Source organism: Micromonospora sp. NBC_01412, assembly GCF_045040215.1.
Taxonomy (GTDB): Bacteria; Actinomycetota; Actinomycetes; order Mycobacteriales; family Micromonosporaceae; genus Micromonospora; species Micromonospora rubida.
In genome coordinates this window covers 7,615,648-7,640,980 of record NZ_CP109528.1, presented here as the reverse complement: position 1 = coordinate 7,640,980, position 25,333 = coordinate 7,615,648, and the positions used below count along the sequence as shown (strand labels likewise).

Here is a 25,333-nt window from a genome sequence, read left to right as displayed (position 1 = left end):
TCGCTGCGTGCTCGGCGGAGCCGGCCCGGTCGCGGCCGGGATCACGCAGCTGTTCGTCCTGGTTGGTCTGCTGGCGGTGGAGGCCGTCGCGGTCGTCCGCACCGTCGAGCTGGTGGCCCGAGGTCGCCTGCGACCGAACTCGGCGTGAACTGCCTGCCCGCCATCGGCGTGAACGGGCTGCCCGCCACTGCGCCGCGTTACACGTCGTTGCGCGTTGCTGCCCGTTGCTGCCCGTTGCTGCCCGCCGCCTAGGTGCCGGAATCGGTGCCGGAATCCTTGTTTGGGCTAATCGCCTGGGCGCAGTGGTCGGACCACTAGGTCACGTGGCGTGCCATGAGGGCACCGACGATCCGCCGAACGGCGGATCGAAGGGTCGGGTGTCCGGAGTGCGGGGGTGGCCTCCGGCAACCACCGCAGCGCACCGCTCCCGTCCTGACCTGCGGGAATCTCGGCGGATTGCGGTAACGGTCAGGTCACGAGGCATTCCGGAGGTGTTGTTGCTCGGCTAGCCTCCCGGTGAGGCACGAGGTCAGACCTCATGCCTCATACCTCTAACCCGACGAGGTGAGTTGACGAGTGCAGGAACCCGCCCCCAGCTATACCGGATACCGGTCCTTCGACTACTTGACGCCGCACGCCGACTACAAGGTCTTCGAGCTCGCGCCGCAGCTCGGCCGGGTGCCCGAACACGACCTCGGCCTGAGTGACGACCAGCGCGGCCGGGTCGCCCGGCTGCTCGGCGAGCACCTGGCCATCTCGCTGCACGAGCACCCGAAGATCCTGCCGGCCGACGTGTCGCAGCTGCGTGACTACAACCGCACCGGCCGCAACTCGTTCGGCTTCGAGGGCCTGGCCCGGTCGGGCCTGGCCGCGGTCTTCGACAACTTCATGAACGGCACCGGCTGCGTGACCAGCGAGCACGCCTGGAAGTGGGACGACGTCATCTACGACATCGGCCTGCGCTTCGCCGATGTCGCCAAGCAGGACCACGTGGTCCTGGCGACGACGTTGGACCAGATCTTCGAGGCCAGGCGCAACGGCCGGATCGCCCTGGTGGCCGGTCTGGAAGCGGCCACGATGATCGAGAACGAGCTGGACCGGATCGACATCCTCTACGGCTTCGGCGTACGTCAGATGGGCATCGCCTACAGCCAGGCCAACATGCTCGGATCCGGTCTCTCCGAGGACCGCGACGGTGGGCTGACCCACTTCGGTCGGCGCGCGGTGGACCGGATGAACAAGCTCGGTATCGCCATCGACATCTCGCACTCCGGTGACCAGACCTCGCTGGACGTTGTCGAGGCGAGCCGGGTGCCGGTGTTCATCACCCACGCCGGCGCCCGCTCGGTCTGGGACACCCCCCGGATGAAGCCGGACGAGGTGATCCGGGCCTGCGCCGAGCGCGGTGGCGTGATCGGCATCGAGGCCGCTCCGCACACCACCCTGTCGGCCGAGCACCCGCACCACTCGATCGAGTCGGTGATGGACCACTTCACGTACTGCGTGGAGCTGGTCGGCATCGACCACGTGGCGTTCGGCCCGGACACCAACTTCGGTGACCACGTCGGGCTGCACGACAGCTTCACCCAGCACCTGGCGATCGGGAAGGCCCACGGGGCGGTGGACCACCCCCGGGTCCCGTACGTGAGCGGCATGGAGAACCCGGCGGAGTGCTTCAGCAACATCGTCGGGTGGCTGGTCACGCACGGCTACTCCGACGACGAAATCGCCAAGGTCATCGGCGGCAACATCATCCGGGTTCTTGAGGAGGTTTGGTGAAAAGCACAGTCAAGGGTCGGTGGCGGCTTGCCGTCGCGCTCGGCGTGGTGGCCACGCTCGGCGTCTCCGGCTGCGGTCTCAACGAGGACAACGCATCCTCCAGCAGCTCGTCGGGCGATTCGGTGCTGCGGATCGGCACCACCACCGACGTGAGCAACTTCAATCCGCTGCAGTCGCTGAGCAAGACCGACTCGTGGATCCTCAACGCGATGTACCCGCACCTGCTGCGGATCGACGAGAACGCGAAGAAGGCGCCGGAGCTGGCCAAGGAGTACCGCTACGAGGACGACGGCAAGACCGCCGTGTTCGTGCTGCGGGACGACTTCAAGTGGACCGACGGCAAGCCGGTGGTCGCGGACGATGTCAAGTTCAGCGCCGAGATGACCATGAAGTACAAGCTCGGCAACGTCGCCGCGAAGCTGACCTGGGTCGAGTCGATCGAGGCGCCGGACGCGACCACGGTCAAGTTCAAGCTCTCCCAGCCGTACGCGCCGTTCGCCGAGGGCGTCGGGTTCTGGATGTCGATCGTGCCGAAGCACGTCTTCGAGCCGGCCGGGGACCTGTCCAAGTTCCCCAACGACTCGAACTGGGTCGGCGCCGGGCCGTTCGTGCTGGACAGCATGACCAAGGGCCAGCGCTACGTCATGAAGCGCAACGAGAGCTACCCGCTCGCCCCGGGTGGCAAGGCCGCGGTCAGCCAGGTCGAGTACCGGGTCTACCCGGACGTGAACACGATGATGTTGGCGCTGCGCAACGGCGACATCGACCTGATGGGCACCCCGGTGCCGGTGTCGGCGGCGAAGACCTTCGAGGGTGACTCGAAGATCAAGATGGAGAAGGTCGGCGCGCTGGGCTTCGCGCACCTGACCTACAACATGAAGAACAAGTTCCTGGCCGACCAGGAGGTCCGGCAGGCGTTGTCGATGTCGGTCGACACCAAGTCGATCATCTCGGCCGTGCTCCAGGGCGACGCCCAGGAGATGGCCGGCCCGATCTCGCCGACCTTCTCGGACTACGACAACTCCGAGGTCAAGCCGTACGCGTTCGACCCCGCCGGGGCGAAGGCCAAGCTGACCGCGGCCGGCTACAAGGACGCCAACAACGACGGGTTCTTCGACGAGTTGGCCTTCGGCGTGGCGTGCGACCAGTCCAACGCGAACATGACCCGCGTGGTGCAGCTCTTCCGGGAGAGCGCGGCCAAGGCAGGCATCAAGCTGAAGAACGAGTGCGTCGAGCGGAACACCTTCCTGTCCCGCACCAAGAGCGGCGAGTACGACATCGACGCCTCGCAGTGGGGTGTGTTCGACAACCCGATGGACCAGCTGCGCAGCACCTACCTGTCCAGCAACCCGGGTGGCATCAACTACAACCTGCTCGAGTCGGCCGAGATCGACAAGCTGATCAACGACGCGGCCGGCACCACCGACCCCGAGGCGTTCAAGGCCAAGATCAAGAACCTCGACAAGGTCGTGCACGACCAGGCGTACCTGACCCCGCTGTACGTGGAGAACTTCCGGTTCGCCTACAACGCCAGCAAGTTCACCGGCTTCTCCCCGTCGCCGTCGGACCTGCTCGGCATGGTCACCGCGTACTCGCTCGCCCAGGTCACCCCGGTCAAGTAACCAGAAACCAGAGGGAAAGGAGGGGTCCCCCGTGGCGCGTTTCATGCTCAGCCGGGCACTGAAGGCCGTCCTGACCGTGTGGATTGCGATCACCTCGACGTTCTTCCTGCTCCGGATGCTGCCGGGGGACCCCACGGCCCTGATGGTCGAGGGGGACATGACTCCGGAGATGCAGGCGGCGCTGCTCAAGACGTACGGCCTGGACCGTCCGTTGTGGGAGCAGTACGTGTCGTACCTGCGTGAGCTGCTCCAGGGCAACCTGGGCATCTCGTTCCGGCAGATCCAGCCGGTCGCCGACATCATCGTCGACCGGCTGCCCTGGACGCTGCTGCTCGCCGGCAGCGCGTTCGTGATCACCATCGCCGTCGGCATCCCGATCGGCGTCTCCGCCGCCGTGCACCGGGGCCGGTGGCTGGACCGTATGCTGCAGGCGCTCGGGATCGGCGGGCACGCGCTCTTCGTGCCCAGCGTCGCCATGCTGCTGCTGGTCTTCCTCGGTGCCCGGCTCGGCTGGTTCCCGATCGGTGGGGCGGTCGACCCGGACACCCGGGGCGCGGCGGCCTACCTGAGCCTGGCCCACCACCTGGTGCTGCCGGTGCTGTCGCTGGTGCTGGTGCAGCTCGGCCCGTACGCGCTGACCCTGCGTACCAACATGATCGAGGTCCTCGGCGAGGACTACATCCGGGCCGCCCAGGCCCGGGGACTGTCGGCCCGGCGCCGGGTCTGGAAGCACGGCCTGCGCAACGCGATCCTGCCGGCGCTGACCCTGATGGGCCTGCAACTGGGCACTCTGGTCGGCGGCGCGGTGCTCACCGAGACGGTCTTCGCCTACCCCGGAGTCGGCCGGTTGATCTTCGAGGCCGTCGGGCAGCAGGACTACCCGGTGCTCCAGGGGGCGTTCATCATGCTCGCCGTCACGGTGGTGGCCGCCAACGCGCTGACCGACATGCTCTACGCCGTTCTCAACCCCCGGATCCGACTGTGAGCGCGAGCAGCGCAGCGCAGCGGAGCCCCGCAGTCGCGAACGAAGTCACCTCCGTGAGCGCGCCGAGGGCGGCGGTTCGCCCGGACCCGTCCGCCGCCACATCTGAAGGGAGAATGCCGTGAGCGCCCCCGTCCTGACCGAGCAGACGGTGCCGCCGGTCGCCCCGGCCCCTGTCAAGCGGTCCTGGCACGGCTACCTGCGCCAGCCCTCCGCGGCGCTGTCGGTGCTGGTGCTGCTCGTGATGGTGGTGATGGCGGTCTTCGCGCCGCTGATCGCCGACGAGCCGGTCGGTGCCGGCTCGGACGTGCTGCATTCGCCGTCCGGTGCGCACTGGTTCGGCACCGACGACCTCGGGCAGGACATCTTCGCCCAGGTGGTCTGGGGCACCCGGACCAGCCTGGTGATCGGCCTGGCCGCCTCGGTGATCGCGATCGTGCTGGGTACCGCGATCGGGCTGGCCTCGGCCTACTTCCGCCCGATCGACGCGGTCGCCACGGTGGTCACCGACGTGATGCTGGCGCTGCCGACCCTGCCGTTGATGATCATGCTGGCCGCGGTGGTCAGCCCCAGCGTCTGGACGCTGACCATGATCATTGGTTTCTTCGCCTGGCCCGAGGTGGCCCGGCTGATCCGGTCGCAGGGCCTGGTGGTCAGCGCGATGCCCTACATCGACGGGGCCCGGGTGCTCGGCGCCACCGGCTGGCGGATCGTCACCCGGGAGATCCTGCCCGCGGTCGTCTCGCTGGTGATCGTCAGCGTCCTGCTCACCGCCTCCCGGGCGGTGATCTCCGAGGCCGGGCTGAGCTTCCTCGGCCTCGGCGACCCGGACGCCTGGTCCTGGGGCCGGATCCTGCTCAACGCCCAGCGCAGCGGCGTGATCGCCATCGCCTGGTGGCAGACGCTCTTCCCGTCCCTGGCGATCCTGCTGCTGGTGCTCTCGGCGACCGTCGCCGGCATGAGGTTCAACGACACCCGCGACCCCCGCCGCAACGGAGGCTGACCATGCGACTGCCCGACAGCTTCTACACCAGCGTCCGGACCCGGCTCACCGAGGCGCTCGACGAGCGTGGCCTGGACGGCTTCCTGGCCACCTCACCGGCCGACGTCGCCTTCCTCAGCGGCTTCTTCTACATCGCCACCGAACGCCCCGTCTACCTCTGGATGCCGCAGGAAGGGGATCCGCTGCTGGTCATCCCCCGACTCGACGAGGAGTACGCCGCCCAGCAGGGCGTCCAGGTGGCCACGGCCAGCTACTTCGAGTACCCGGGCGTGGTCACCGCCGAGCAGACCCTCGCCGCGGCGCTGTCCCGCCCCGGTGGCCCGATCCGCCGGATCGGGGTGAGTGCCGGCATCCCGGTCGGCGCGTTCCGGGCACTGTCCCTGGCCATCGCGGGGGCCACCCTGGAGACCACCGACGCGGTGGCCCGGCTGCGGCTGCGCAAGTTCCCCGAGGAGATCCCGTTCCACGAGGCCGCCGCGCGGATCTGCGACGAGATGCTCGGCGCGGGCCGGTCGCTGATCGAGGAGGCGCTGGTCGGCGGGGGACCACTGCCCCGCGAGGACGAGATCGCCCGGCACGTGATCGGGTACGGCACCGACCGGATGTACGCCCAGTACGACCTGGTCGTCTACACCACCAAGCTGGCCGGCGGGCTGGTCTACGCCGGCCCGAACTCCGCCCTGCCGCACGGCCTGCCGACCCGCCGGCGGCTCCAGCCGGGGGACACGCTGATCCTCTCCCTCGGCGCGGCGGTCGCCAGCCGGTTCGTGGAGAGCGAACGCACCTTCGTCATCGGTGAACCCACCGCCGAGCAGGTGCGCTACTACGAGGCCGACCGGGAGGCGCAGGAGGTCGGCACCGAGGCGATGATCGCCGGTCGGACCTGTGCCGAGGTCAACCGGATCTGCCTGGACGTGCTGCGCGGGCACGGGCTGGGTGACTACATCCGGCACCGGCAGGGGCACGGCATCGGGTTGCAGAACCACGAGGCGCCGTGGGTCGAGGACGGCGACGACACCGTGCTCGCCCCCGGCATGCTGCTCTCCAGCGAGCCGGGCGTCTACGTCCCCGGCCACGCCGGCTACCGCATCTCCGACACGGTCCTGGTGCGGGAGGCCGGCCCGCGCCGGCTCACCAGCTACCCGCGCGACCTGGCATCCAACGTCATCGAGGGGGTCCGATGAGAATCAACGGCGCGGAACTGGTCGTCGAGGCGTTCGGCCCGACCGACGCACCGGCGATGATCGTGCACCACGGTGCGCCCGGCCTGGGCTCGCGCAACGAGCCGAAGCGCTCCTTCGGCCCGTTCGCCGACCGGATGCGGGTCATCGTCTTCGACGCCCGTGGGTCCGGCGAGTCCAGCGACGACGAGCCGTTCACCCACGAGCAGTGGGTGGCCGACGTGGACGCCATCCGGGAGCACTTCGGCTACGAGAAGATCGTGATGGCCGGCGGCTCGTACGGCGGGTTCATCGCCCTGGAGTACGCCGTCGCCCATCCGGACCGGGTCTCCGCCTTGGTGCTGCGGGACACCGCCGCGGACACCGCCCACGACCATCTCGCGGTCGAGCGGGCCCGCAACACCGACCGATCCGTGATCCCGGAGTGGGTCATCGAGCGGATCGGCACCGGGCGGTTCGCCAGCAACGATCAGTTGCGGGAGTACTGGCGGGCGATCCTGCCGTTGTACGACCACCAGCACGACCCGGCCAAGGACGAGGCGAAGCTGGCCGCCACCCGGTTCCACTACCGGACCCACAACGCGGCCTTCGGGCAGAACATGCCCAACTACGACCTCAAGCCGAAGCTGCCGTCGATCACCTGCCCGACCCTGGTCACCGTGGGCCGGCACGACTGGCGTACCCCGGTGGCGGCCTCGCAGGTCATCGCGGACCTGGTCCCCGACGGCCGGCTGGTGGTCTTCGAGAAGTCCGGGCACTCGCCGCAGCTGGAGGAGCCCGAGCTGTTCCAGCAGGTGGTGCGCGACTTCCTCGCCGAAGCCGGGGTGCTGCGATGACCCTGTTGGAGATCGATGACCTGCGGGTCGCGTTCCCCGGCCCGACCGGGCCGATCAACGCGGTGAACGGGGTGTCGCTCAAGGTCGACGCCGGGCAGACCCTGGCGATCCTCGGCGAGTCCGGCTCCGGCAAGAGCGTCACCGCGCAGGCGGTGATGGGCATCCTCGACACGCCTCCGGCCCGGATCAGCGGCGCGGTGCGGCTGCACGGGCGGGAGCTGCTGACCCTGCCGCGCAAGCAGCGCGACCGGATCAGCGGCGAAGAGATCGGCATGGTCTTCCAGGACGCGATGGCCGCGCTCAACCCGGTCTTCACGGTCGGGCACCAGATCATGGAGGTGCTGCGGGTCCGCCGCGGCATGTCCAGGGCCGACGCCCGCCGCCGGGCCGTCGAACTGGTCGACCGGGTCCGGATCCCGGCCGCCAAGGACCGGGTCCGGGACTATCCGCACCAGTTCTCCGGCGGGATGCGGCAGCGCATCATGATCGCGCTGGCCATCTCCCTGGAACCGGACCTGCTGATCGCCGACGAGCCCACCACCGCCCTGGACGTGACCGTGCAGGCCCAGGTGATGGAGCTGCTCGCGGAGATCCAGCGGGACAGCGGGATGGGCCTGCTGCTGATCACCCACGACCTCGGGGTGGTGGCCGAGGTCGCCGACGACGTGGCGGTGATGTACGCCGGCCGGCTCGTCGAGCAGGGCACCGTCGAACAGATCTTCGACGGCCCCGCGCACCCGTACACCGAAGGGCTGCTCGCCTCGATGCCCCGGGTGGACCGGCGCGACGACGTCCTCTACGCGATTCCGGGCGCCCCGCCCAATCCGGCCCGGCTGCCCGCCGGCTGCCCGTTCCACCTGCGCTGTCCCCGGGCCACCGACGAGTGTCGGACGGCCCTGCCGCTGCTGGAGGTGCTGCCCGCCAACCGGGCCAGCGCCTGCCACCACCATGAGGAGGTGCTCGGTGCCACCCGGCGATGATGTGGTGCTGCGGGTCGAGAACCTGGTCAAGCACTTCCCGCTCAAGGGGCGGATACCTTTCACCTCCGGCGGCGTGGTCAAAGCCGTCGACGGGGTTTCCTTCGACCTGCGCCGGGGCGAGACGCTCGGCGTGGTGGGCGAGTCCGGCTGCGGCAAGACCACCCTGGCCCGGATGCTGGTCGGGCTGGAAAAGCCCACCTCCGGCGCGGTGCGCTTCGGCGAGTCGGTGGTGCACGAGGCCAAGGGGCGGGAACTGCGCGCCCTGCGTCGGCGGATCCAGATCGTGCTACAGGACCCGTACACGTCGCTGAACCCCCGGCGCACCATCCGGGAGATCCTGTTCCAGCCCTTCGAGATCCATCCCGATGTGCTGGACCGGCGGCGCCGGCTCGACCGGATCCGGGACCTGCTCGACCTGGTCGGCCTCGACGCCGACCTGCACCTCGACCGCTACCCGCACCAGTTCTCCGGCGGGCAGCGCCAGCGCATCGGCATCGCCCGGGCGCTGGCCCTTCAGCCCGACGTGATCGTCTGCGACGAGCCGGTCTCCGCGCTGGACGTGTCGGTCCAGGCCCAGGTGGTCAACCTGCTGGAACGGCTCCAGGAGGAGCTGGGAGTGGCCTACGTCTTCATCGCCCACGACCTGTCCGTGGTGCGGCACATCTCCGACCGGGTGGCGGTGATGTACCTCGGCAAGCTGGTGGAGACCGGCCCCGAGGCGAGCCTGTACGACACGCCCCGGCACCCGTACACCAAGGCTCTGCTCTCGGCCGTGCCGGTGCCCGAGCCGGCCGGACGCGGGCAACGGCAGCGGATCCTGCTGACCGGTGACCCGCCCAGCCCGGTCAACCCGCCCTCGGGTTGCCGGTTCCGGACCCGCTGCTGGCAGGCGACCGAGACCTGCGCCACCACCGAACCGCCGCTGGCCGCCGGAGTGCACCCGGTTGCCTGCCACTTCCCGCTGGCCGCGTAACCGGCCGGCGACCGTCCCGAAGGAGAAGGTGTCTTGCTGCAAGAACCCGCCCCCCGCTACCAGGGGCACAGGTCCTACTCGTACCTGGAGCCGCACGCGGACTACCGGGTGTTCGAGTTGGCGCGGGAAGTCGGCCGGGTGCCCGAGCACGACCTCGGCCTGACCGACGCCCAGCGTGAGCGGGTGACCCGGCTGCTGACCGAGCACGTCGCGATCTCCCTGCACGAGCACCCGGTGGTCCTGCCCGAGGACGTCCGCGAGCTGCGCACGTACAACCGCACCGCGCGCCAGAGCACCGGCTACGAGGGGCTGGCCCGTTCCGGCCTGACCGCGGTGTTCGACAACTTCATGGCCGGGGCCTCCTGCGTGACCAGCGAGAACGGCTGGAAGTGGAACGACCTCATCTACGCCCTCGGGATGCGGATGAGTGACCTCTACAAGCAGGACCACGTCTTCCTGGCCACCTCGCTGGCCGACATCCACGCCGCCAAGCGGGACGGCCGGTTGGCGCTCGTCGCGGGCCTGGAGTGCGCCAGTCCGATCGAGAACGAGCTGGACCGGATCGACATCCTCTACGGCTTCGGCGTGCGCCAGCTCGGCATCGCCTACAGCCAGGCCAACATGCTCGGCGGCGGCCTCTCCGAGCGGCACGACGGCGGGCTGACCCACTTCGGTCGGCGCGCGGTGGACCGGATGAACAAGCTCGGTATCGCCATCGACATCTCGCACTCCGGTGACCAGACCTCGCTGGACGTTGTCGAGGCGAGCCGGGTGCCGGTGTTCATCACCCACGCCGGCGCCCGAGCGGTGTGGGACACCTCGCGGATGAAGCCGGACGAGGTGATCCGGGCCTGCGCCGAGCGCGGTGGCGTGATCGGTATCGAGGCCGCTCCGCACACCACCCTGTCGGCGGACCATCCGCATCACTCGATCGATTCGGTGATGGACCACTTCACGTACTGCGTGGAACTGGTCGGCATCGACCACGTCACGTTCGGGCCGGACACCATGTTCGGTGACCACGTCGGGGTGCACAACACCTACGCCGGCAACTACGCGCACGACGCCGGCAACCGGCCGGAGCACCCCCGGGTGGAGTACGTGTCCGGGGTGGAGAACCCGGGCGAGGCGTTCGGCAGCATCGTCGGGTGGCTGGTCACCCACGGTTACTCCGACGACGAGATCGCCAAGGTGGTCGGCGGTAACACCGTCCGGGTGCTCGAACAGGTCTGGTAGCGCCCCGCCGGCCGATTAACCGGGCGGGCGCAGACGAACTAAACTCCGTAGGCCGCGGCCGGCGGCGGGGAGCGAAGAGGTGGAGCGGATGGTTCGGCGCGAGACCGCGCTACAGGCCGCGCACGGTCGGCTACGGCAGCTGATCGGCAGCGAGTTCCGGTCGGGCGACAAGCTGCCCAACGAGCGGGAACTGGCCGACCGGTTGGAGGTCAGCCGGGCCACCGTGCGTGAGGCACTGGGCCAACTAGCCGGCGAGGGGGTGGTGACCCGCACCTGGGGGATCGGCACCTTCGTGCACGACGGCGTCGAGCGGGTGCCCGTGTCGATCGGTGACGTGACCGCGCTGCGGGACCGGATCACCGCCTCGGGCCACCGGCCGACGCTTCAGGACGCGGCAGTCAGCCGGGCGAAGTGCCCGGCTGACTGCGCCAGGGTGCTCGGGTTGGAGCCGGGCTCGCCGGTGTGGCGGGTCGACCGGCTCTTCGCCGTGGACGGGGTCGCGGCGGCCTGGATCCGGGATCATCTGCCGCTGCGCTTCGCCGGCCGGGACCTCGACCCGTCCGGGCTGGTCAGCATCGACCTGGACATGTTCGAGTTCCTGGCCAGCGCGACCGGCATGCCGGTGCGGCGGGCGGAGATCGAACTCGCCGCCGTGCTCGCCGACGAGGAATCCACCGCCCGGCTCGGCGTGGCGCTCGGGCATCCGCTGGTCACTGCGACCCAGATCGGCTACGGGGTGGACGACGCGGCGCTCTTTCACGGACACATCACGGTCCGCACCGACGTGCTGACCCTGCGCATCAGTCGGGGAGGGGAGCCCCAGCCTGCGGCGTGAGGGCCGGGTGCCGTCGGGTGCCGCCTGCTCCCGTGCGTCGTCCGCCGGGCTTCGGCCGCAGCGCGGCTCACGTCAGTGTCCCCATCGGTCTACCCTGGCCGGATGCGGATGCGGATGCGGATGCGGATGCGGATGCGGATGCGGATCGCGTTGGGTCTGGCCGTGCTCGGCGTCCTCGCCGGCCCGGTCGCCGTACTCGGCGTCCATGCCCTCCATCCCCGGGACGAGGACGGGTACCTGGCCTACCTCAAGCAGTACGGCGACCCGCACAGCTACGACCCGGTGCCGGTGCTGCCGCCCGCGGGCGACCTGATCGCCGAGGGCGACGCCGCCTGCTCCTGGATGCGTGAGCAACCGTACGCGCTCTGGCGGGCCGATTCGCAGTACCACTTCCAAGCCGTCTACGGACGCTATCTGCGGCACGCCGCCGACCGCCCGCTGAGCTGGGGCGGCGCCATCCCCAAGCAGGAGCAGGTGACGGCCGCCGCCTGGGCGTACCTCTGTCCGGCCGACTGGGAGCTACGCCAGCCCCGCCGCCGCCCCTTCGCGCCACCGTCGGACTGACCGGTCCGACCGTCGTCCCCGTACGGATGGATGCGGGGCGCCCCCGCGGGGGCGGCCCCGCATCCATCCGTACTTCCGATGCTGGTCCGAGTGCTGGCGTCGGCTCTCTTCGGCCGCGGTCAGCCCTCGATGTCCCGCGGGTCGCAGCTGCGCGGGTAAGTGTTCTTCTCCCCGATCGTGCCGTTCTGCTTCTTGATCACGTGCTCGACGCCACGGTCCGCCGCCATCTCGCGCCCCCGGGCCTGCGCCTCGTCCTTGGTGTCATGGGTGCTGCTGGCCTGCTGGTTGCCCTCCGCGCGGGTCTTCCACTGGCCGTCCTCTTGGTAAGTGTCGATGTCGCCCTTGACCATTGCTGACTCCCGTCTGTCCCTCGCGTGCACCTGCGCTGCCACCAACTACTTGCCGGAAACACTTCCGGCCAAACAACCGGGCAGACATCTCCCTGTGTTGCCGGCCGATGTCCATCCGGCGTCGGCATGAATGCTGACTGTCCGGACCGGACGGAGCGCCGCAGCGCCCGACCAGGCCCGCATTGGCGCACCCTCCTCGCGCGACGGCCGGCCTGCGCAACCCCGCCATCGCGTTTCCCGCGCCTAACGGCCGCGCCATCAGGTCTTGGCCGAAAAATGAATGTATCTGAATACGACGATGTTATGGTTTCGAGGGCCGCTGGGTGGAGATGTCTGAACCGCAGTCACGCTGACATTTGGCGCAGCGGCGCACCTCGACAGACGGATGGGACGGTGTTTATGACCGGGGACGAGTGCGGCAGAGCGGTGCTGGTATTCACGTACAACAGCGCCGGTCTGTTCAATCCGTTGCTCAGTATCGTGGGTGAGCTGAAGGCCCGAGGCATCGGGAATGTGTGGTTCGCGTCGACCGAGGACCGCCGGGCGGACGTCGAGGCGCTCTCCGGCCCGGGTGAGGTCTCCTTCGTCTCGCTCGGCCCGGCCCTCCCGCAGTCGTCACCGGACACCTGGGACGACGCGAAATACCAGGCCCTGACCAGCGGCGACCGTGCCGTCAGGTTCGCCCGGTACCTCGACGTCTGCACCGACTACGACCACATGCAGCAGCTCTACCAGCGCTGCCTGGAAGTCATCGACGACGTCGGGCCGGCGGTGACCGTGGTGGACAGCCAGGCCAGTTGGGCGATGGACGCGTCGCAGACCCGGCAGGTGCCCTTCATGGTCAGCATCTCGACGCCGCCGTCCAATTTCCTCCAGGAACTGTTGCCGCCCCGCTATCCCGCCCCGTTCTCCGGGCTGCCGCTGCGGATGACGCCGCAGCAGCAGGCGGCCAACGCCGGCTTCCGGAGCAGGCTGGTGCGGGCGTTGATGGAGCCGGAACGGCTACGGCGGAACCTCGTCGCCATCGCCCGCCGCAAGGAAGCCGGCCTTCGTAATCCCGAGATGCGACCGGGGCTCTACGTCGAGGATGCCGTGGCGCTCATGTCGTACACGGTCTTCGGCTTCGAGTATCCGTTCGCGACCGCTCCGGCGACCTTGCGGATGGTCGGTCCGGTGGTGCCCAGGGAATTGCCGCCGGTCGAGCAGGACGAGCTGACCCGCTGGCTGGACGACCATCCCTCGGTGATCTACGTCGGGTTCGGCACCATCATGCGACCGTCCGAGGCGCAGGTGAGGGCGATCGTCGAGGTCGCGGAGCGGCTCGGGCCGGAGCACGCCGTGCTCTGGAAGCTGTCCGCGGAGCACCAGCGCCTCCTCCCGCCCGCGGCGCAGTTGCCGGGCAACCTTCGGGTGGAGGAATGGCTGCCCTCCCAGCTTCGGGTGCTGGCCCACCCGCACGTGCGGGTCTTCTTCAACCACGGTGCCGCGAACGCCATCCACGAGGCCGTCTACTTCGCCACACCACAGTTGATGATGCCGTTCTGGCTGGACTGCCCCGATGGCGTGGTGCGCGCGGTCGACAGCGGGGTGGCGCTGGCCGTCGAGCTTACCGACCCCCTGGACGTCGAGGACATCCTTGCCAAGATCAAGAGACTGCTGAGCGAGGACTCGTTCCGGGAACGGGCGGGGCTGTTCGGCCAGCGGATGCGGCAGGCTGGCGGGGTCACCGTCGCCGCCGACCTCGTGCTGCGGCACCGCGACGAGGCGGCGGCCCACCGTACCGCCTCGGCGGTCGGCTGAGCCTCGGCTCGTACCCGCACCGGAGTCGCCGCTCGGCTGCACACCACCCGCCCGGCGGGCCGCGCCGACCAGCCGGGCGGGTGACGCGCGGCCCGGGGCGGGTCAGGCACGCCTCTGCGGCAGCGTGAACCGCCAGCGCTGCGCCTTCAGCGCGGTAGCGACACGGTCGACCGCGTCGACGGTCTGGCCGCGGTCCCCGCCGCCGTCGTGCAGCAGCACCACGGCGCCGGGCGTGACGCCGTCGCGCAGCCGGCGGACGAGCTCGTCGGTGCCCGGTGGCTCCCAGTCGCCGACGGCCAGCCGCCACCCGAGTGGCCGCATGCCCAGTGCGGCGGCCACGGCGGCGGTCCGCCCCCAGGCGCCGTAGGGCGCGCGGAAGTACCGGATCCGGGCGTGCGGCACGGCCCGGCGGATCGCCTCGTTGGTCTCCCGCAGGTCCGCCGCGATCCGTTCGGGCGGCCAGGAGGACATGTCGTCGTGGCGCATGCCGTGATTGGCCAGGGTGTGCCCGTCGGCCGCGATCCGGCGCACCACTGCGGGGTGCGCGTCGACGTGCTCGCCCCACAGGCAGAACACGGCCGTGATCCGGTGCCGGCGCAGGACGCCGAGCAGGCGCAGCGTGTCGGCGGGGTTCGGCCCGTCGTCGAAGGTGAGGCTGACCACCCGACCGCCGCCCTGGGCCGTGTCGACGATGTCGGCGCTGACGCCGGGGCGAGCCCGGGCGCGGCCGGTGGCCGCCAGGGCCAGGCCGAGGGCGACCGCCAGGTACGGCACCGGGCGGGTCACTCGGGAAAGTGGCATCGGGACGTCCTCTCTGCGGTCGGCGACCCGCGGCGGTCGCCGGTCAGTCCTCCCGGTAGGTGGCCAGGTCGAAGTCGGCGTAGCCGCCGTCGCCGCCGAGATCCTGCACCCACAGGCCGAGGAACGCCCCGGTGAAGCCCCAGGCCGCCGGCTCCCCGTCGATGATCAGCGCGGCGTGCTCGTCGGACAGGATCGTCGCGTCGAGGTCCACCGGAAGCTGCCGCCAGCCGGCGCCGAGGTCGTAGCAGAAGCGCACGACAGGCCCGTCGAACACCGCCCGCAGCCCCACCCGGGCGACGCCGGTGGCGTCGACGGTCAGCCCGGGGTACGGGGTGCGCCGCCCGCTGTCGGAGCTGAGCAACTCCAGCACGGTCCGGCCGTCGTCGGCGCGGGTCAGGTAGAGGTGGTGCCAGTTGAGGGTGTTGTAGTAGGCGGTGATCCCGGCCAACTGGCGGTGGTCGAGCGGGTCGAACTCGACCACGGTCTCCAGGGAACACCGCGCCGCGCCGACGCGCCGCGCGACCATGCTGGGGGTCTGCCGGCCCACCGGCGACTGCCCGCCGTGGATCCGCAGGTGGGACCGGCGGGTCCGCAGGTCCACCCAGTCCGCGGTGGCGGGCCGGCGCAACGTCGACCACCCCGGGCAGAGCTGGTCCGCGTCGAAGTGGTCGGTGGCGGGATCGGCCGGCCACGGGTGCGCGGGCAGGTCGGGCGCCGGGACCTCGTCCGCCGGCACGCCCCCGGGTACGCGGGGCCAGCCCCCGGACCGCCACTCGACCCGCTGGATCGCGGTCTCCCGGCCCAGCACACAGTTGCCCAGCGGGGTGTAGGGGCGACCGACCAGGTGGGCCAGGTACCAGTCGCCGTGCGGGGTGCGGACCAGGCTGCCGTGGCCGGCCTTCTGCAACCGCAGGTCGGGCCGGCCCACCGAGGTCAGCAGCGGCCCGGCCGGGTCCACCTCGTACGGCCCGAACAGCTCGCGGGACCGGGCCACCGTGACCTGGTGCTCCCAGCTCGTGCCCCCCTCGGCGGTGACCAGCCAGTACCAGCCGTCGTGGCGGTACAGGTGCGGGCCCTCGGTGAGCCCGACCGAGGTGCCGGTGAACAGCAGCCGGGGCCGGCCGGCGAGGCGCCGGGCGGCCCGGTCGTAGCGCTGGATCTCGATGCCGGCGAAGCGGTCCCGCCCGGGTCGCCAGTCCGCGCTCATGCTCAGCAGCCAGCTGGAGCCGTCGTCGTCGTGGAACAGCGAGGCGTCGAAACCGCGCCCGTGCAGTGCCACCGGATCCGACCAGGGGCCGGCGATGTCGGGCGCGGTGACCAGGTAGTTCTGTGGATCCCAGTAGCCGCTGGCGAAGCTGGCCACGTCGCTGTAGACGAGGAGGAACTCGCCGTCGTGGTGGGACAGGTCGGGCGCCCACACCCCGTTGGAGTCGCCGCAGCCGCGCAGGTCGAGCAGGCGGCGCTCGGTGATGATCCCGCCCAGTGCCCGCCAGTGCACGAGGTCGCGGGAGTGGTGCAGGCGGACCCCCGGATACCACTCGAACGTCGAGGTGGCCAGGTAGTAGTCGTCGTCGACCCGCAGGATCGACGGATCCGGGTGGAACCCGGCGAGGACGGGGTTGCGGATCGACCGGGCAGCGGTCGCCACGTCAGCGGTCTCGGTCGACACGTCGGCTCCTCTGGTGCAGCTCTCGGCAAACTTCCGGATGTTCCACCCGGATTTTCGGTAGATGCCGAACACGGTAGCCGTTCGTGTCGCGATAGGACAGACCCCTTGACCCAGGTAGATGCTACGTCGTAGCGTGCCGGCCATCGATTGGTATTACCGGTCGAAGCACCGAAAGTTCCGGAGATCCACGTTCGAGTCCTGCCGGCTCGATCGGCATCCGAGCACCTCGTGAGTCCCCGAAGGGATGGACCATGACCGCGCACCTCTCCCGCAGAACGCTGCTCGGCCTCGTCGGCGCCGGTGCCGGCGCCTACCTGCTCACCGGCTGCGGCGACGGGGAGTCCGGCGACCCGGACGCTCCGCAGGCCGTCAACTGGTGGCACATCCAGAACACCGAGCCGATGCTGCCGGTGTGGGCGGCGATGGCCCAGGAGTACCAGGGCGCACACCCCAACGTCACCGTCGAGATCCAGCCGCTGGAGAACGAGGCGTTCAAGGCCAAGCTGACCACCGCCACCCAGGCCGGGTCCCCACCCGACCTGTTCCAGTCCTGGGGCGGGGGCGTGCTCAAACAGCAGGTGGACGCGGGCCTGGTCAAGGACCTCACCGACGACGTGCGGCCCTGGATCGGCGGCCTGCTGCCCGCCGCCGTGCAGCCGTTCACCGTCGACGGCAAGATCTATGGCGTCCCGTTCGACGTCGGCATGGTCGGCTTCTGGTACAACAAGGACCTCTTCGCCTCCGCCGGCGTCACCGCCGCACCCACCAGCTGGGCCGGAGTGCTCGACGCGGTCCGCAGGCTCAAGGCCGCCGGAACCGTCCCGATCGCGCTGGCCGGCAAGGAAAAGTGGCCGGCTCACTACTACTGGGCGTACCTGGCGATGCGCATCGGCGGGCTCGGCGCCCTGCAACAGGCGGCCAAGGACAACAACTTCGACACCCCCGACTTCGTCGCCGCCGGCGACCGGCTCAAGGAACTGGTCGACCTGCAACCCTTCCAGAAGGGCTTCCTCGGCGCGGACTACAGCTCACCGGACGGGCAGGCCGCCACCATGGGCAACGGTCGCGCGGCCATGGAACTGATGGGTCAGTGGGCCCCGTCGGTGCAGGCCTCGGCCTCCACCGGCAAGAAGGGCCTCGGCGACAAGCTCGGCTTCTTCCCGTTCCCCGCCGTCGACGGCGGCAAGGGCTCCGCCTCGGAGGCGTTCGGCGGCGGCAACGGCTTCGCCGTCGGCAAGGACGCCCCCGCCGCGACCGTCGACTTCCTCAAGGCCCTGCTCACCGCCGACAACCAGCGCAGGGCCGCCAGGACCGGCGCGGTGCTGCCGACGGTCAGGGACGCCACCGACGCCATCTCCGACCCCAACAACAAGATCGTCGCGGCGAGCCTGGCCAGCGCCACCGGCTTCCAGCTCTACCTCGACCAGGCGTACCCGCCCGCCGTCGGCCAGCAGGTCAACGACAGCGTCGCCGAGCTGATCGCCGGCTCCAAGACGCCCGCGCGGATCGTCAAGGACATCACCACGGTGGCGAAGAGCCAGTAGGCATGGCCACCTCCCACCGACCCGTTGCCGGTTGCGAGAACCGAGTGGAGCAGGCATGACCAGGCCCTCGACCGTGCCGCACACGTCGCACGGCGACGAGGCGACCGACCCGTCGGCGCCGGCGCCGGGCGCCACGCGGCGGCGCGGTCGCCCGTCCCGGCCGGGCCGCCGCGGCGTCCTCGCCGCCTTCCTGGCCCCGTCCCTGGTGCTCTTCCTGCTGCTGGTCATCGCCCCGATCGTGGTGGCCGGCTACGCCAGCCTGTACAAGTGGAACGGCTTCGGCCTGCCGGAGAACCACGTCGGGCTGGACAACTACACCCGCGCCTTCCGCGACCCGACCTTCCGCGGCGACCTGTGGCGCGGACTCGTGCTGATCGTGCTGTCGCTGGCGGTCCAGCTGCCCGCCGCGCTGGGCCTGGCCATGCTCCTCAACCAGCCGTTGCGGGGTCGCGGCGTCTACCGGCTGGTCTTCTTCGCCCCGTACGTGCTCTCCGAGGTCACCACCGCGGTCCTGTTCACCCTGGTCCTCTCGCCCAACCGAGGGCTGGGCGAGGCGATCTCGCGGTGGCTGGGCGCCGACGCCGGGGCGATCTTCGCCGACCCGGACACCGTGCTGGTCGCCGTCTTCCTGGTCGTCTCCTGGAAGTACTTCGGCCTGTACATGATGCTCTTCCTGGCCGCCCGGCAGGGCATCCCCAAGGAACTGTCCGAGGCGGCCACCACCGACGGCGCCAGCTCCTGGCAGGCCTTCCGGCACGTCACCCTGCCGCTACTCGGACCGACGATCCGGATCAGCGTGTTCCTGTCGGTCATCGGCACCATCCAGCTGTTCGACATGGTCTGGGTGCTCACCGGCGGCGGCCCGATCCACTCCTCGGAGACCATGGCCGTGACGATGTACCAGTACGGCTTCCGCCGCTTCGAGGTCGGCTACGCCAGCGCGATCAGCATCGTCATGTTCGTCCTGAGCCTCGTCTTCGCCCTCTTCTACCAGCGCGTCGTCATGCGCCGCGATACCGAGGGCGCGATCACCACACAAGGAGTCCAGCGATGACCGGCACGGCGAACCCCGCCCTGCGGGCCCGACGCCTCGTGCTGCACCTCGTCTGCATCGCCGTCGGCGCGCTCATCGTCGTGCCGGTCTGGTTCGGGGTGCTCGGCGGGTTCAAGGACAACGGGCAGCTCTCCACCAACCCCCTCGGCTGGCCCGACCCCTGGGTGACCGGGAACTACACCGGCATCCTCACCTCCGGCGTGTTCTGGCGACAGCTCGGCAACAGCGTCCTCATCGCCGTTGCCAGCACCGTCGTCGTCGTCGGCGCGGCGGCGATGGCCTCGTTCGTCTTCGCGCGCTTCGCCTTCCGGGGCCGGGAACTCCTGTTCACCCTGTTCGCGGTCGGGCTGATGTTCCCGTTCGCGGTGGCCATCCTGCCGCTGTTCGTCCTGCTGCGCGGCCTGGGCCTGCTGGACAACCCGCTCGGGGTGATCCTGCCCCAGGCCGCGTTCGGGCTGCCGGTGACCATCATCATCCTGCGCCAGTTCTTCCGCACCATTCCCGGCGAGGTCGAGGAGGCCGCGATCCTCGACGGGTGCACCCCCTTCGGGTTCTTCTGGCGGATCCTGCTGCCGATGGCCCGCCCCGCCCTGGCCACCGTGTCGGTGCTGGCCGTCGTGACAAGTTGGAACAACTTCATGCTCCCGCTGGTCGTGTTCACCGACCAGAGCTGGTGGACGCTTCCCGTCGGGGTCCAGGCATTCCAGGGCCAGTACGCCGACGACACCGCCCGGGTGCTCGCGTACGTGGTGCTGTCCATGCTGCCGGCGCTGGGTTTCTATGCCGTGGCCGAACGCCAGCTCATCGGCGGCCTGGCCGGCAGCGTGAAGGGGTGAGGCACACCCGCTGGGGTAGCCTTCTGCGACCGTAGGCTCCAGCCAAGAGGAAAGGGCGGACCGTGGGCCCCGACAGCAGCCGGAACGTCACCATCGCGATGATCGCGCGCCTGGCCGGCGTCTCCGTGCCCACTGTCTCCCGGGTCATCAACGGCCGCTCCGACGTCGCCCCCCAGACCCGGGAACGCGTTGAGGAACTGCTCACCCGGCACGGCTACCGCCGCCGCTCGCCGAGCAGGCGGCCCAGCGCCGCCCTGATCGACCTGGTCTTCAACGACCTCGACAGCCCCTGGGCGGTGGAGATCATCCGCGGGGTGGAGGACGTCGCGCACAGCAGCGGAGCCGGCACCGTCGTCTCGGCCATCCACCGGCGCACCTCCTCGGCCAAGCAGTGGCTCGACAACATGCGTACCCGCTCCACCGAGGGGGTCATCTTCGTGACCTCGATGGTCGCGCCGCCGTTGCAGGCCGAGCTGCGCCGGCTCAACGTTCCGGTGGTCATCGTCGACCCCGCCGGGGTGGCCCCGCAGGAGGCGCCCACCATCGGCGCCACCAACTGGGCGGGCAGCCTCGGCGCCAACCAGTACCTGCTCGGCCTCGGCCACCGCCGCATCGGCTTCATCGCCGGCCCGCCGCAGCTGATGTGCAGCCGTGCGCGGATGGACGGCTACCGGGCGGCGCTCGACGCGGCCGGCGTCGCCGTCGACGACGCCCTGATCCGCCCCGGCAACTTCTACCACGAGTCCGGCTACGCCGCCGGCACACAGCTGCTGGCGCTGCCCGACCCGCCGACCGCCATCTTCGCCTCCAGCGACCAGATGGCCCTCGGCGTCTACGAGGCGGTCCGCAAGCGTGGCCTTCGGGTGCCCGACGACATCAGCGTGGTCGGCTTCGACGACCTGCCCGAGGTCCGGTGGTGCTCCCCGCCGCTGACCACGGTCCGCCAACCGCTGGCCGAGATGGGCATGCTGGCCGCGCGCACCGTGCTGCGGCTGGCCCAGGGCGAGAAGCTCGAGAGCCCCCGCCTCGAACTCGCCACCGAACTCGTCGTACGCGACAGCGCCGCGCCACCCCGGCCCCGGTGACGGGCCGGCCGGCCCGTATCCGGCCGCCGGTGTCTTGCCGGGGTCTGTCATGCTCGGGGCGGTGACGACCGGCCACCCGATTAGCCCCCGCAGCCCTCGAAGCAGCCGCCGCAAGCGTCTCCTCCGCGCCGGCCTCGCGCTCGTCGCCGTCGGGGCCGTCGTCGCCGTCGCCGTGGTCGTCGTCCCGCGGCTGCTGCCGCCGGGCCCGCGCCCGTCCTTCCAGCTCCCCGTCACTTGCGGCGAGACCTGGCAGCTCGGCACCTACCCGGGCCACGACGACTACGACGTCGACCTGTTCCCCACCGAGGGCGAGGCGTGGGGGCGGCCGGTGCTCGCATCCGACGCCGGCACGGTCACCGAGGCGGGGATCAACGGGTCCCTCGGCGGGCGTACCCCTGACGACCCGGACGGCCCGCGCGGCCGGGGCGGCGGGTACTGGGTGAAGATCGATCACGGCGGCAGGTGGGAGACGCAGTACCTCCACCTGCTCGAACCGCCGCTGGTCCGGGTCGGTCAGCGGGTCGCCCGGGGCGAGCAGGTCGGGCGGGTCGGCAGCACCGGCAACTCCGGGGCGCCGCACCTGCACTACGAGCAGCGCCGGGGCTGGCAGAAGGTGGAGACCCACTTCGACGGCTCACCGTCCGGCATCACCCACGACGACACCGAGTACACGGTCACGCGTACCAGCAACAACTGCGCCCCCGGGGCACCGTAGCCGCTGTCCGTAGCTGGTGGCGGGCCGGTTTCGGGCCTGGCGCGGACGTCGCGATCAGCCGGGGCGAGGGTAAGATCATCGGCACCTCGGTCGGCGGTCACCACACCATATTGGAGAGACAGTGCCCACCAGAAGACACCTGCTCCACAACGCGATCGCCGCGACGGTCGGCCTTGCGGTCGGCGGCCAGGCCCTGCCCGCCCCGGGTTCCGCCGTGCTGCCGCAGGCCGACATGGAAGCACTGATCAAGGCCGCGCAGATCGACCCGCGCCGCGCCGACACCGCCATCACAGCCGGCAGCAAGGACAGCGTGCTGCTCGTGGAGCGGGCTCTTCGGGACCGGGGGCTCCTCGCCGCCACCTATGTGGACGGACACTTCGGCACCAGCACCGTCTCGGCCTACGCCGCGTACCAGCGTTCCCTCGGGTACTCGGGGCTCGACGCCACCGGCCTGCCCGGGCAGACGTCGCTGCGGCTGCTCGGTGAGCAGCGTTTCACGGTGACCCGCGCGGTCACGCCGGGCAGCGCCGTCGCGTTCCGTGGCGCCCAGGTGAACACCCGGACCCGGGCCATGCTGCTCGAAGCCGAGCGGCTGCTCGGCCGCCAGCTGACGATCTCGCAGGGCTCGTACAGCACGAGCGATCCGACCTCGGCCGGCACCCACGACGGCGGCGGAGTCCTGGACCTGTCGGTCGACGGCATGTCCAGCACCCTCCGCACCACCGTGGTCCGGCAGTTGCGTCAGGTCGGCTTCGCCGCCTGGCTGCGCACCCCGAGCCAGGGGAACTGGCCTTACCACGTGCACGCCGTCGCGCTGGGCGACACGGATCAGTCGGCTCCCGCCCAGCACCAGGCCGGCGACTACTACCTCGGGCTGAACGGGCTGGCCAACCGCGGTGCCGACGACGGGCCCGCCGTCACCCCCAAGCTCACCTGGGAGGAGTACCAGCGAACTCTGTGACCACCCGGCGTGGTCCGGCCCGGGTCGGCTCGTGCTGATCGCCGCCCCCCGCGTGACGGTCAGCCGGGCTGGCGTAGGGCGGCCGGTGGGCCGAACGCGACCGGGACGCCGGGGGAGTGGAGCACGCTCACCGGCGGACCGGCCGGCGCCGGCAGCCCGGCGGCGGTGACCAGCTCGTCGTCCAGGTGCAGCAGCTCGGCCCGGTGCAGCGGCCAGCGTGGATGCCAGTTCGGCAGGTGCAGGGTTCGCCCGTACGCCCGGGTGTGCAGCGCCCAGCGGGCGGTGACGAAGTGTTCCAGCGGCGTCGGGTCGGTGACCGGCCCGCCCACCCGGACGACCATCCGGCTCGTCGTGCCGGCCGGGCCGGGCCACCGGCGCCGGCACCGGTAGGTCAGAAGGTCGCCGTCGCGGTCCAGCCGCATCGCCGACCACAGGTACGGCAGCCGCAGGGTCGCCCGGGCGACCAGCACCGGGACGAGCCGAGAGGCGTCGAGCGAGCGGAACACCACGGCCCGCCGGCCGGTGTCGTCGACCGAGTAGAGCCGCACGTTGGTCTCCCAGAAGGTGCCGAGGTACGGCACCCCCGGTCCCCGGCCGAGGCCCAGCCCGACCATCCGGAAGCCGACCAGCCCGACGTGGGCGACCCCGTCGAGGGTGTCCGGGCGGGTGCCGGCGGGCAGCAGCGGCGCGACGAGTTCCGGCTCGACAGCCCAGTGCAGGAAGGTGAGGTCCTCCCAGCGCTGCCGCAGGACCGCCCGACGGAACGCCCGATCAGGTGCGGGGTCGACCCGCTCGATGTCCATGCACCCATCGTGCCCCGCCCGGTGGACCCGCCGGACACCAGCCACCACGAGCGGTCGACGGCGCTGCGGCATTCCACCGCACATCCCGGACGCCCCGGGAGGGTGAGGCGCGGCCTGCCCGCCCCGATCGATCCGAACTGTCCTCCTAGGACGATCTGTGGAGTGTGGCGCCTGCCCGCTATCCGCAGCCGGGCGTCCGTTGCGGTACGGGCAGTTTCGTACGATCCATCCGGCGCCGGTCCGGATCCGCGCGTCATGGCCGGTACACGCGGACGGGGGCGATGTGGCGCGCAAGGAACGACCGATCGACCTCAGGGCTGGTCCGCTGCCGCGCTTCGCCCACGAACTGCGGATGCTCCGGGCGGCGGCCGGCAACCCCACCTACCGCGTGCTGTCCAGGGCCGCCGGCTACAGCCCGACGACCCTCTCCGAGGCCGCGAGCGGGATGCGCCGGCCCAGCCTCGACGTGGTGCTGGCGTACGTGGGCGCCTGCGGCGGGGACGCCGAGCAGTGGCGGCACCGCTGGCACGAACTGGACGCCGCGCTGCGCGCGGCCGTCGGGCCGCCGCCCGATCCCGTGTCACCCGATCCCGTGTCACCCGATCCCGTGCCGGCCGACCTCGCGCCGCCCGAGCCCCTGCCGGACGTCGCCGCCGTCACCGCCGGGTCAGCCGACGCCGAGGCGCTCGCCGTGCCGGCACCATCGTCTGTGCCGGCGCCACCGTCCGGGCCACCGGCGCCGTCCGGTCCCGCCGGGTCGATGGTGCCCGGCGGGCCGGCGGCGGGGCGCCGGCGCGCCCGGCGGGTGCTCGTGGCGGCCACGGTGGTGTCCGTTACGGCGGCCACGACGGTCGGGGTGCTCACCGACCGGGGTCCGGCGGTGTCCCGGGGGACGGGGCCGGCGCCCCACGCGGCGACCTGCCCGTCCGTCGGGCCGGAAGCCCGGTTCACCGGCACGACGTACGGCATCGGGGCACGGGTGCGCAGCGGCGCGCACCTCGACGCCCCGGTGCTGTCGATGGTGCCGGCGGGCTGCCCGGTCGGCTTCACCGGCTTCTGCCTCGGCGACGCGGTGCTGGACGCGACGTCGGGTACGCCGGACGTCCGCTGGTTCACGGTGGCCGGCGGCGGGGTGATGGCCTCGGGGATCGTGCACGGCAACCCGGCGGGCGAAGCCGCCCCGGTCGACTGCCCGGGCGGGCGGACGCCACCCATCGAGATCACCCTGGCCGCCGACCCTGCGCCCGAGGCGGGGGCCGCCGAGCGGGGCCGGCTGCGGCTGCGGGCCGCCGGCCGCCGGGTGGACGTGGTCGGCTTCGCCGCGTACTACGCCGACGACAGCCGGGGATCGCCCCGCTGGCATCAGCTTGCGCTGACCGGCCCCTCTGGGCCCGCCTTCACCGCCGAGTGGCGGCCTGCCCGGCAGCACCCGCCCGTCCAGCCGGCCGGTGCGGTGCTGCTGGCCGCGGTGGCCTGCCTGGGCGGCGATGGCCCCACCGACGTGCTCGACGTCCGACGGGTGGCCGGGGCCCGGCTCGCCGCCCCGTCCCGGCCCCTCGACCCAGGTCAGCGGGTCGCCGCCGGGAGGGCGGCGTGCCGGTACCCCGACCGCTGACGCCGGTTCCCAGCGGGCCGTCCCGGCGGGATTGATCGGCGCACCCCGGTCGGGGACGCGATCAATCAACCGCGCCGGTACGAACGAGTCCGACAGGGCGCCGCGTTCC

At 71.1% G+C, this 25,333-nt stretch carries 24 protein-coding genes; 20 read left to right on the top strand and 4 right to left on the bottom strand.

Translation table 11 applies throughout. From position 1 onward, the window contains the following. Window positions 1-7: 7 nt before the first annotated feature. The 12 genes from OG617_RS33085 to OG617_RS33030 all read left to right on the top strand — a co-directional run bounded on the left by OG617_RS33085 (window position 8) and on the right by OG617_RS33030 (window position 11,991). The gene (locus OG617_RS33085) at window positions 8-148 is read left to right on the top strand and encodes a hypothetical protein (protein WP_405096943.1); all 141 of its coding nucleotides are present in this window, start codon (window positions 8-10) and stop codon (window positions 146-148) included. A 428-nt stretch (window positions 149-576) separates the two neighbouring features. Next, the gene (locus OG617_RS33080; RefSeq protein WP_161684178.1) at window positions 577-1,779 is read left to right on the top strand and encodes a membrane dipeptidase; all 1,203 of its coding nucleotides are present in this window, start codon (window positions 577-579) and stop codon (window positions 1,777-1,779) included. Beyond that, window positions 1,776-3,401 (top strand): ABC transporter substrate-binding protein, encoded by a 1,626-nt coding sequence (locus OG617_RS33075; protein ID WP_405096940.1) that lies wholly within the window; start codon window positions 1,776-1,778, stop codon window positions 3,399-3,401. Before OG617_RS33080 ends, OG617_RS33075 begins: the two co-directional genes overlap by 4 nt. Before the next feature lie 31 nt (window positions 3,402-3,432). Next, a complete protein-coding gene (locus OG617_RS33070) occupies window positions 3,433-4,386 on the top strand; it encodes an ABC transporter permease (protein WP_405096938.1) in 954 nt (317 codons plus the stop codon). A gap of 118 nt (window positions 4,387-4,504) precedes the next feature. Further along, window positions 4,505-5,386 carry an ABC transporter permease gene (locus OG617_RS33065; protein WP_161684175.1) on the top strand — a complete coding sequence of 294 codons (882 nt, stop codon included), beginning with the start codon at window positions 4,505-4,507 and terminating at the stop codon, window positions 5,384-5,386. A 2-nt stretch (window positions 5,387-5,388) separates the two neighbouring features. Beyond that, complete coding sequence (locus tag OG617_RS33060; protein ID WP_405096935.1) at window positions 5,389-6,570, top strand: M24 family metallopeptidase; 1,182 nt, start codon at window positions 5,389-5,391, stop codon at window positions 6,568-6,570. Then, window positions 6,567-7,403 carry an alpha/beta fold hydrolase gene (locus OG617_RS33055; protein WP_161684173.1) on the top strand — a complete coding sequence of 279 codons (837 nt, stop codon included), beginning with the start codon at window positions 6,567-6,569 and terminating at the stop codon, window positions 7,401-7,403. Before OG617_RS33060 ends, OG617_RS33055 begins: the two co-directional genes overlap by 4 nt. Beyond that, a complete protein-coding gene (locus tag OG617_RS33050; RefSeq protein WP_405096933.1) occupies window positions 7,400-8,383 on the top strand; it encodes an ABC transporter ATP-binding protein in 984 nt (327 codons plus the stop codon). Before OG617_RS33055 ends, OG617_RS33050 begins: the two co-directional genes overlap by 4 nt. Then, window positions 8,352-9,356, top strand: coding sequence for an ABC transporter ATP-binding protein (locus OG617_RS33045; RefSeq protein ID WP_405096931.1), 1,005 nt, complete (start codon window positions 8,352-8,354; stop codon window positions 9,354-9,356). Before OG617_RS33050 ends, OG617_RS33045 begins: the two co-directional genes overlap by 32 nt. A 33-nt stretch (window positions 9,357-9,389) precedes the next feature. Further along, complete coding sequence (locus OG617_RS33040; protein ID WP_405096929.1) at window positions 9,390-10,592, top strand: dipeptidase; 1,203 nt, start codon at window positions 9,390-9,392, stop codon at window positions 10,590-10,592. Window positions 10,593-10,680: 88 nt separating this feature from the next. Then, the gene (locus OG617_RS33035; protein ID WP_405096927.1) at window positions 10,681-11,427 is read left to right on the top strand and encodes a GntR family transcriptional regulator; all 747 of its coding nucleotides are present in this window, start codon (window positions 10,681-10,683) and stop codon (window positions 11,425-11,427) included. Between the two features lie 102 nt (window positions 11,428-11,529). Then, a complete protein-coding gene (locus OG617_RS33030; RefSeq protein WP_405096925.1) occupies window positions 11,530-11,991 on the top strand; it encodes a hypothetical protein in 462 nt (153 codons plus the stop codon). A gap of 119 nt (window positions 11,992-12,110) precedes the next feature. Here the strand turns inward: OG617_RS33030 and OG617_RS33025 are convergent, their stop codons facing one another. Next, window positions 12,111-12,341, bottom strand: coding sequence for a DUF2188 domain-containing protein (locus tag OG617_RS33025; RefSeq protein WP_405096923.1), 231 nt, complete (start codon window positions 12,339-12,341; stop codon window positions 12,111-12,113). A gap of 399 nt (window positions 12,342-12,740) precedes the next feature. On the opposite strand from OG617_RS33025, the gene OG617_RS33020 reads away from it, so the two are divergent. After that, complete coding sequence (locus tag OG617_RS33020) at window positions 12,741-14,141, top strand: glycosyltransferase (RefSeq protein WP_405096921.1); 1,401 nt, start codon at window positions 12,741-12,743, stop codon at window positions 14,139-14,141. Window positions 14,142-14,243: 102 nt separating this feature from the next. Here the strand turns inward: OG617_RS33020 and OG617_RS33015 are convergent, their stop codons facing one another. Both OG617_RS33015 and OG617_RS33010 read right to left on the bottom strand, forming a co-directional pair. Continuing rightward, window positions 14,244-14,942 (bottom strand): polysaccharide deacetylase family protein, encoded by a 699-nt coding sequence (locus OG617_RS33015; protein WP_405096919.1) that lies wholly within the window; start codon window positions 14,940-14,942, stop codon window positions 14,244-14,246. A 43-nt stretch (window positions 14,943-14,985) separates the two neighbouring features. Continuing rightward, window positions 14,986-16,611: a glycoside hydrolase family 43 protein gene (locus OG617_RS33010; protein ID WP_405096917.1), complete on the bottom strand. Its 1,626-nt coding sequence runs from the start codon at window positions 16,609-16,611 to the stop codon at window positions 14,986-14,988. 251 nt (window positions 16,612-16,862) lie between these two features. Here OG617_RS33010 and OG617_RS33005 point away from each other — a divergent pair, with 251 nt between their 5' ends. The 6 genes from OG617_RS33005 (at window position 16,863) to OG617_RS32980 (ending at window position 22,806) form a co-directional block, all read left to right on the top strand. Further along, window positions 16,863-18,155 (top strand): extracellular solute-binding protein, encoded by a 1,293-nt coding sequence (locus OG617_RS33005; RefSeq protein WP_405096915.1) that lies wholly within the window; start codon window positions 16,863-16,865, stop codon window positions 18,153-18,155. Window positions 18,156-18,210: 55 nt separating this feature from the next. Next, a complete protein-coding gene (locus OG617_RS33000; protein ID WP_405096913.1) occupies window positions 18,211-19,209 on the top strand; it encodes a carbohydrate ABC transporter permease in 999 nt (332 codons plus the stop codon). After that, a complete protein-coding gene (locus tag OG617_RS32995; protein WP_405096911.1) occupies window positions 19,206-20,045 on the top strand; it encodes a carbohydrate ABC transporter permease in 840 nt (279 codons plus the stop codon). Before OG617_RS33000 ends, OG617_RS32995 begins: the two co-directional genes overlap by 4 nt. Before the next feature lie 98 nt (window positions 20,046-20,143). Next, the gene (locus OG617_RS32990) at window positions 20,144-21,130 is read left to right on the top strand and encodes a LacI family DNA-binding transcriptional regulator (protein WP_405104041.1); all 987 of its coding nucleotides are present in this window, start codon (window positions 20,144-20,146) and stop codon (window positions 21,128-21,130) included. Between the two features lie 61 nt (window positions 21,131-21,191). Beyond that, window positions 21,192-21,845 carry a M23 family metallopeptidase gene (locus tag OG617_RS32985; RefSeq protein WP_405096909.1) on the top strand — a complete coding sequence of 218 codons (654 nt, stop codon included), beginning with the start codon at window positions 21,192-21,194 and terminating at the stop codon, window positions 21,843-21,845. 121 nt (window positions 21,846-21,966) lie between these two features. After that, complete coding sequence (locus OG617_RS32980; RefSeq protein WP_405096907.1) at window positions 21,967-22,806, top strand: peptidoglycan-binding domain-containing protein; 840 nt, start codon at window positions 21,967-21,969, stop codon at window positions 22,804-22,806. A gap of 59 nt (window positions 22,807-22,865) precedes the next feature. Here OG617_RS32980 and OG617_RS32975 read toward each other — a convergent pair whose 3' ends face one another. Continuing rightward, a complete protein-coding gene (locus OG617_RS32975) occupies window positions 22,866-23,609 on the bottom strand; it encodes a YqjF family protein (protein WP_405096905.1) in 744 nt (247 codons plus the stop codon). A 283-nt stretch (window positions 23,610-23,892) separates the two neighbouring features. On the opposite strand from OG617_RS32975, the gene OG617_RS32970 reads away from it, so the two are divergent. Then, a complete protein-coding gene (locus OG617_RS32970; RefSeq protein ID WP_405096903.1) occupies window positions 23,893-25,224 on the top strand; it encodes a helix-turn-helix domain-containing protein in 1,332 nt (443 codons plus the stop codon). Window positions 25,225-25,333: the final 109 nt, after the last annotated feature.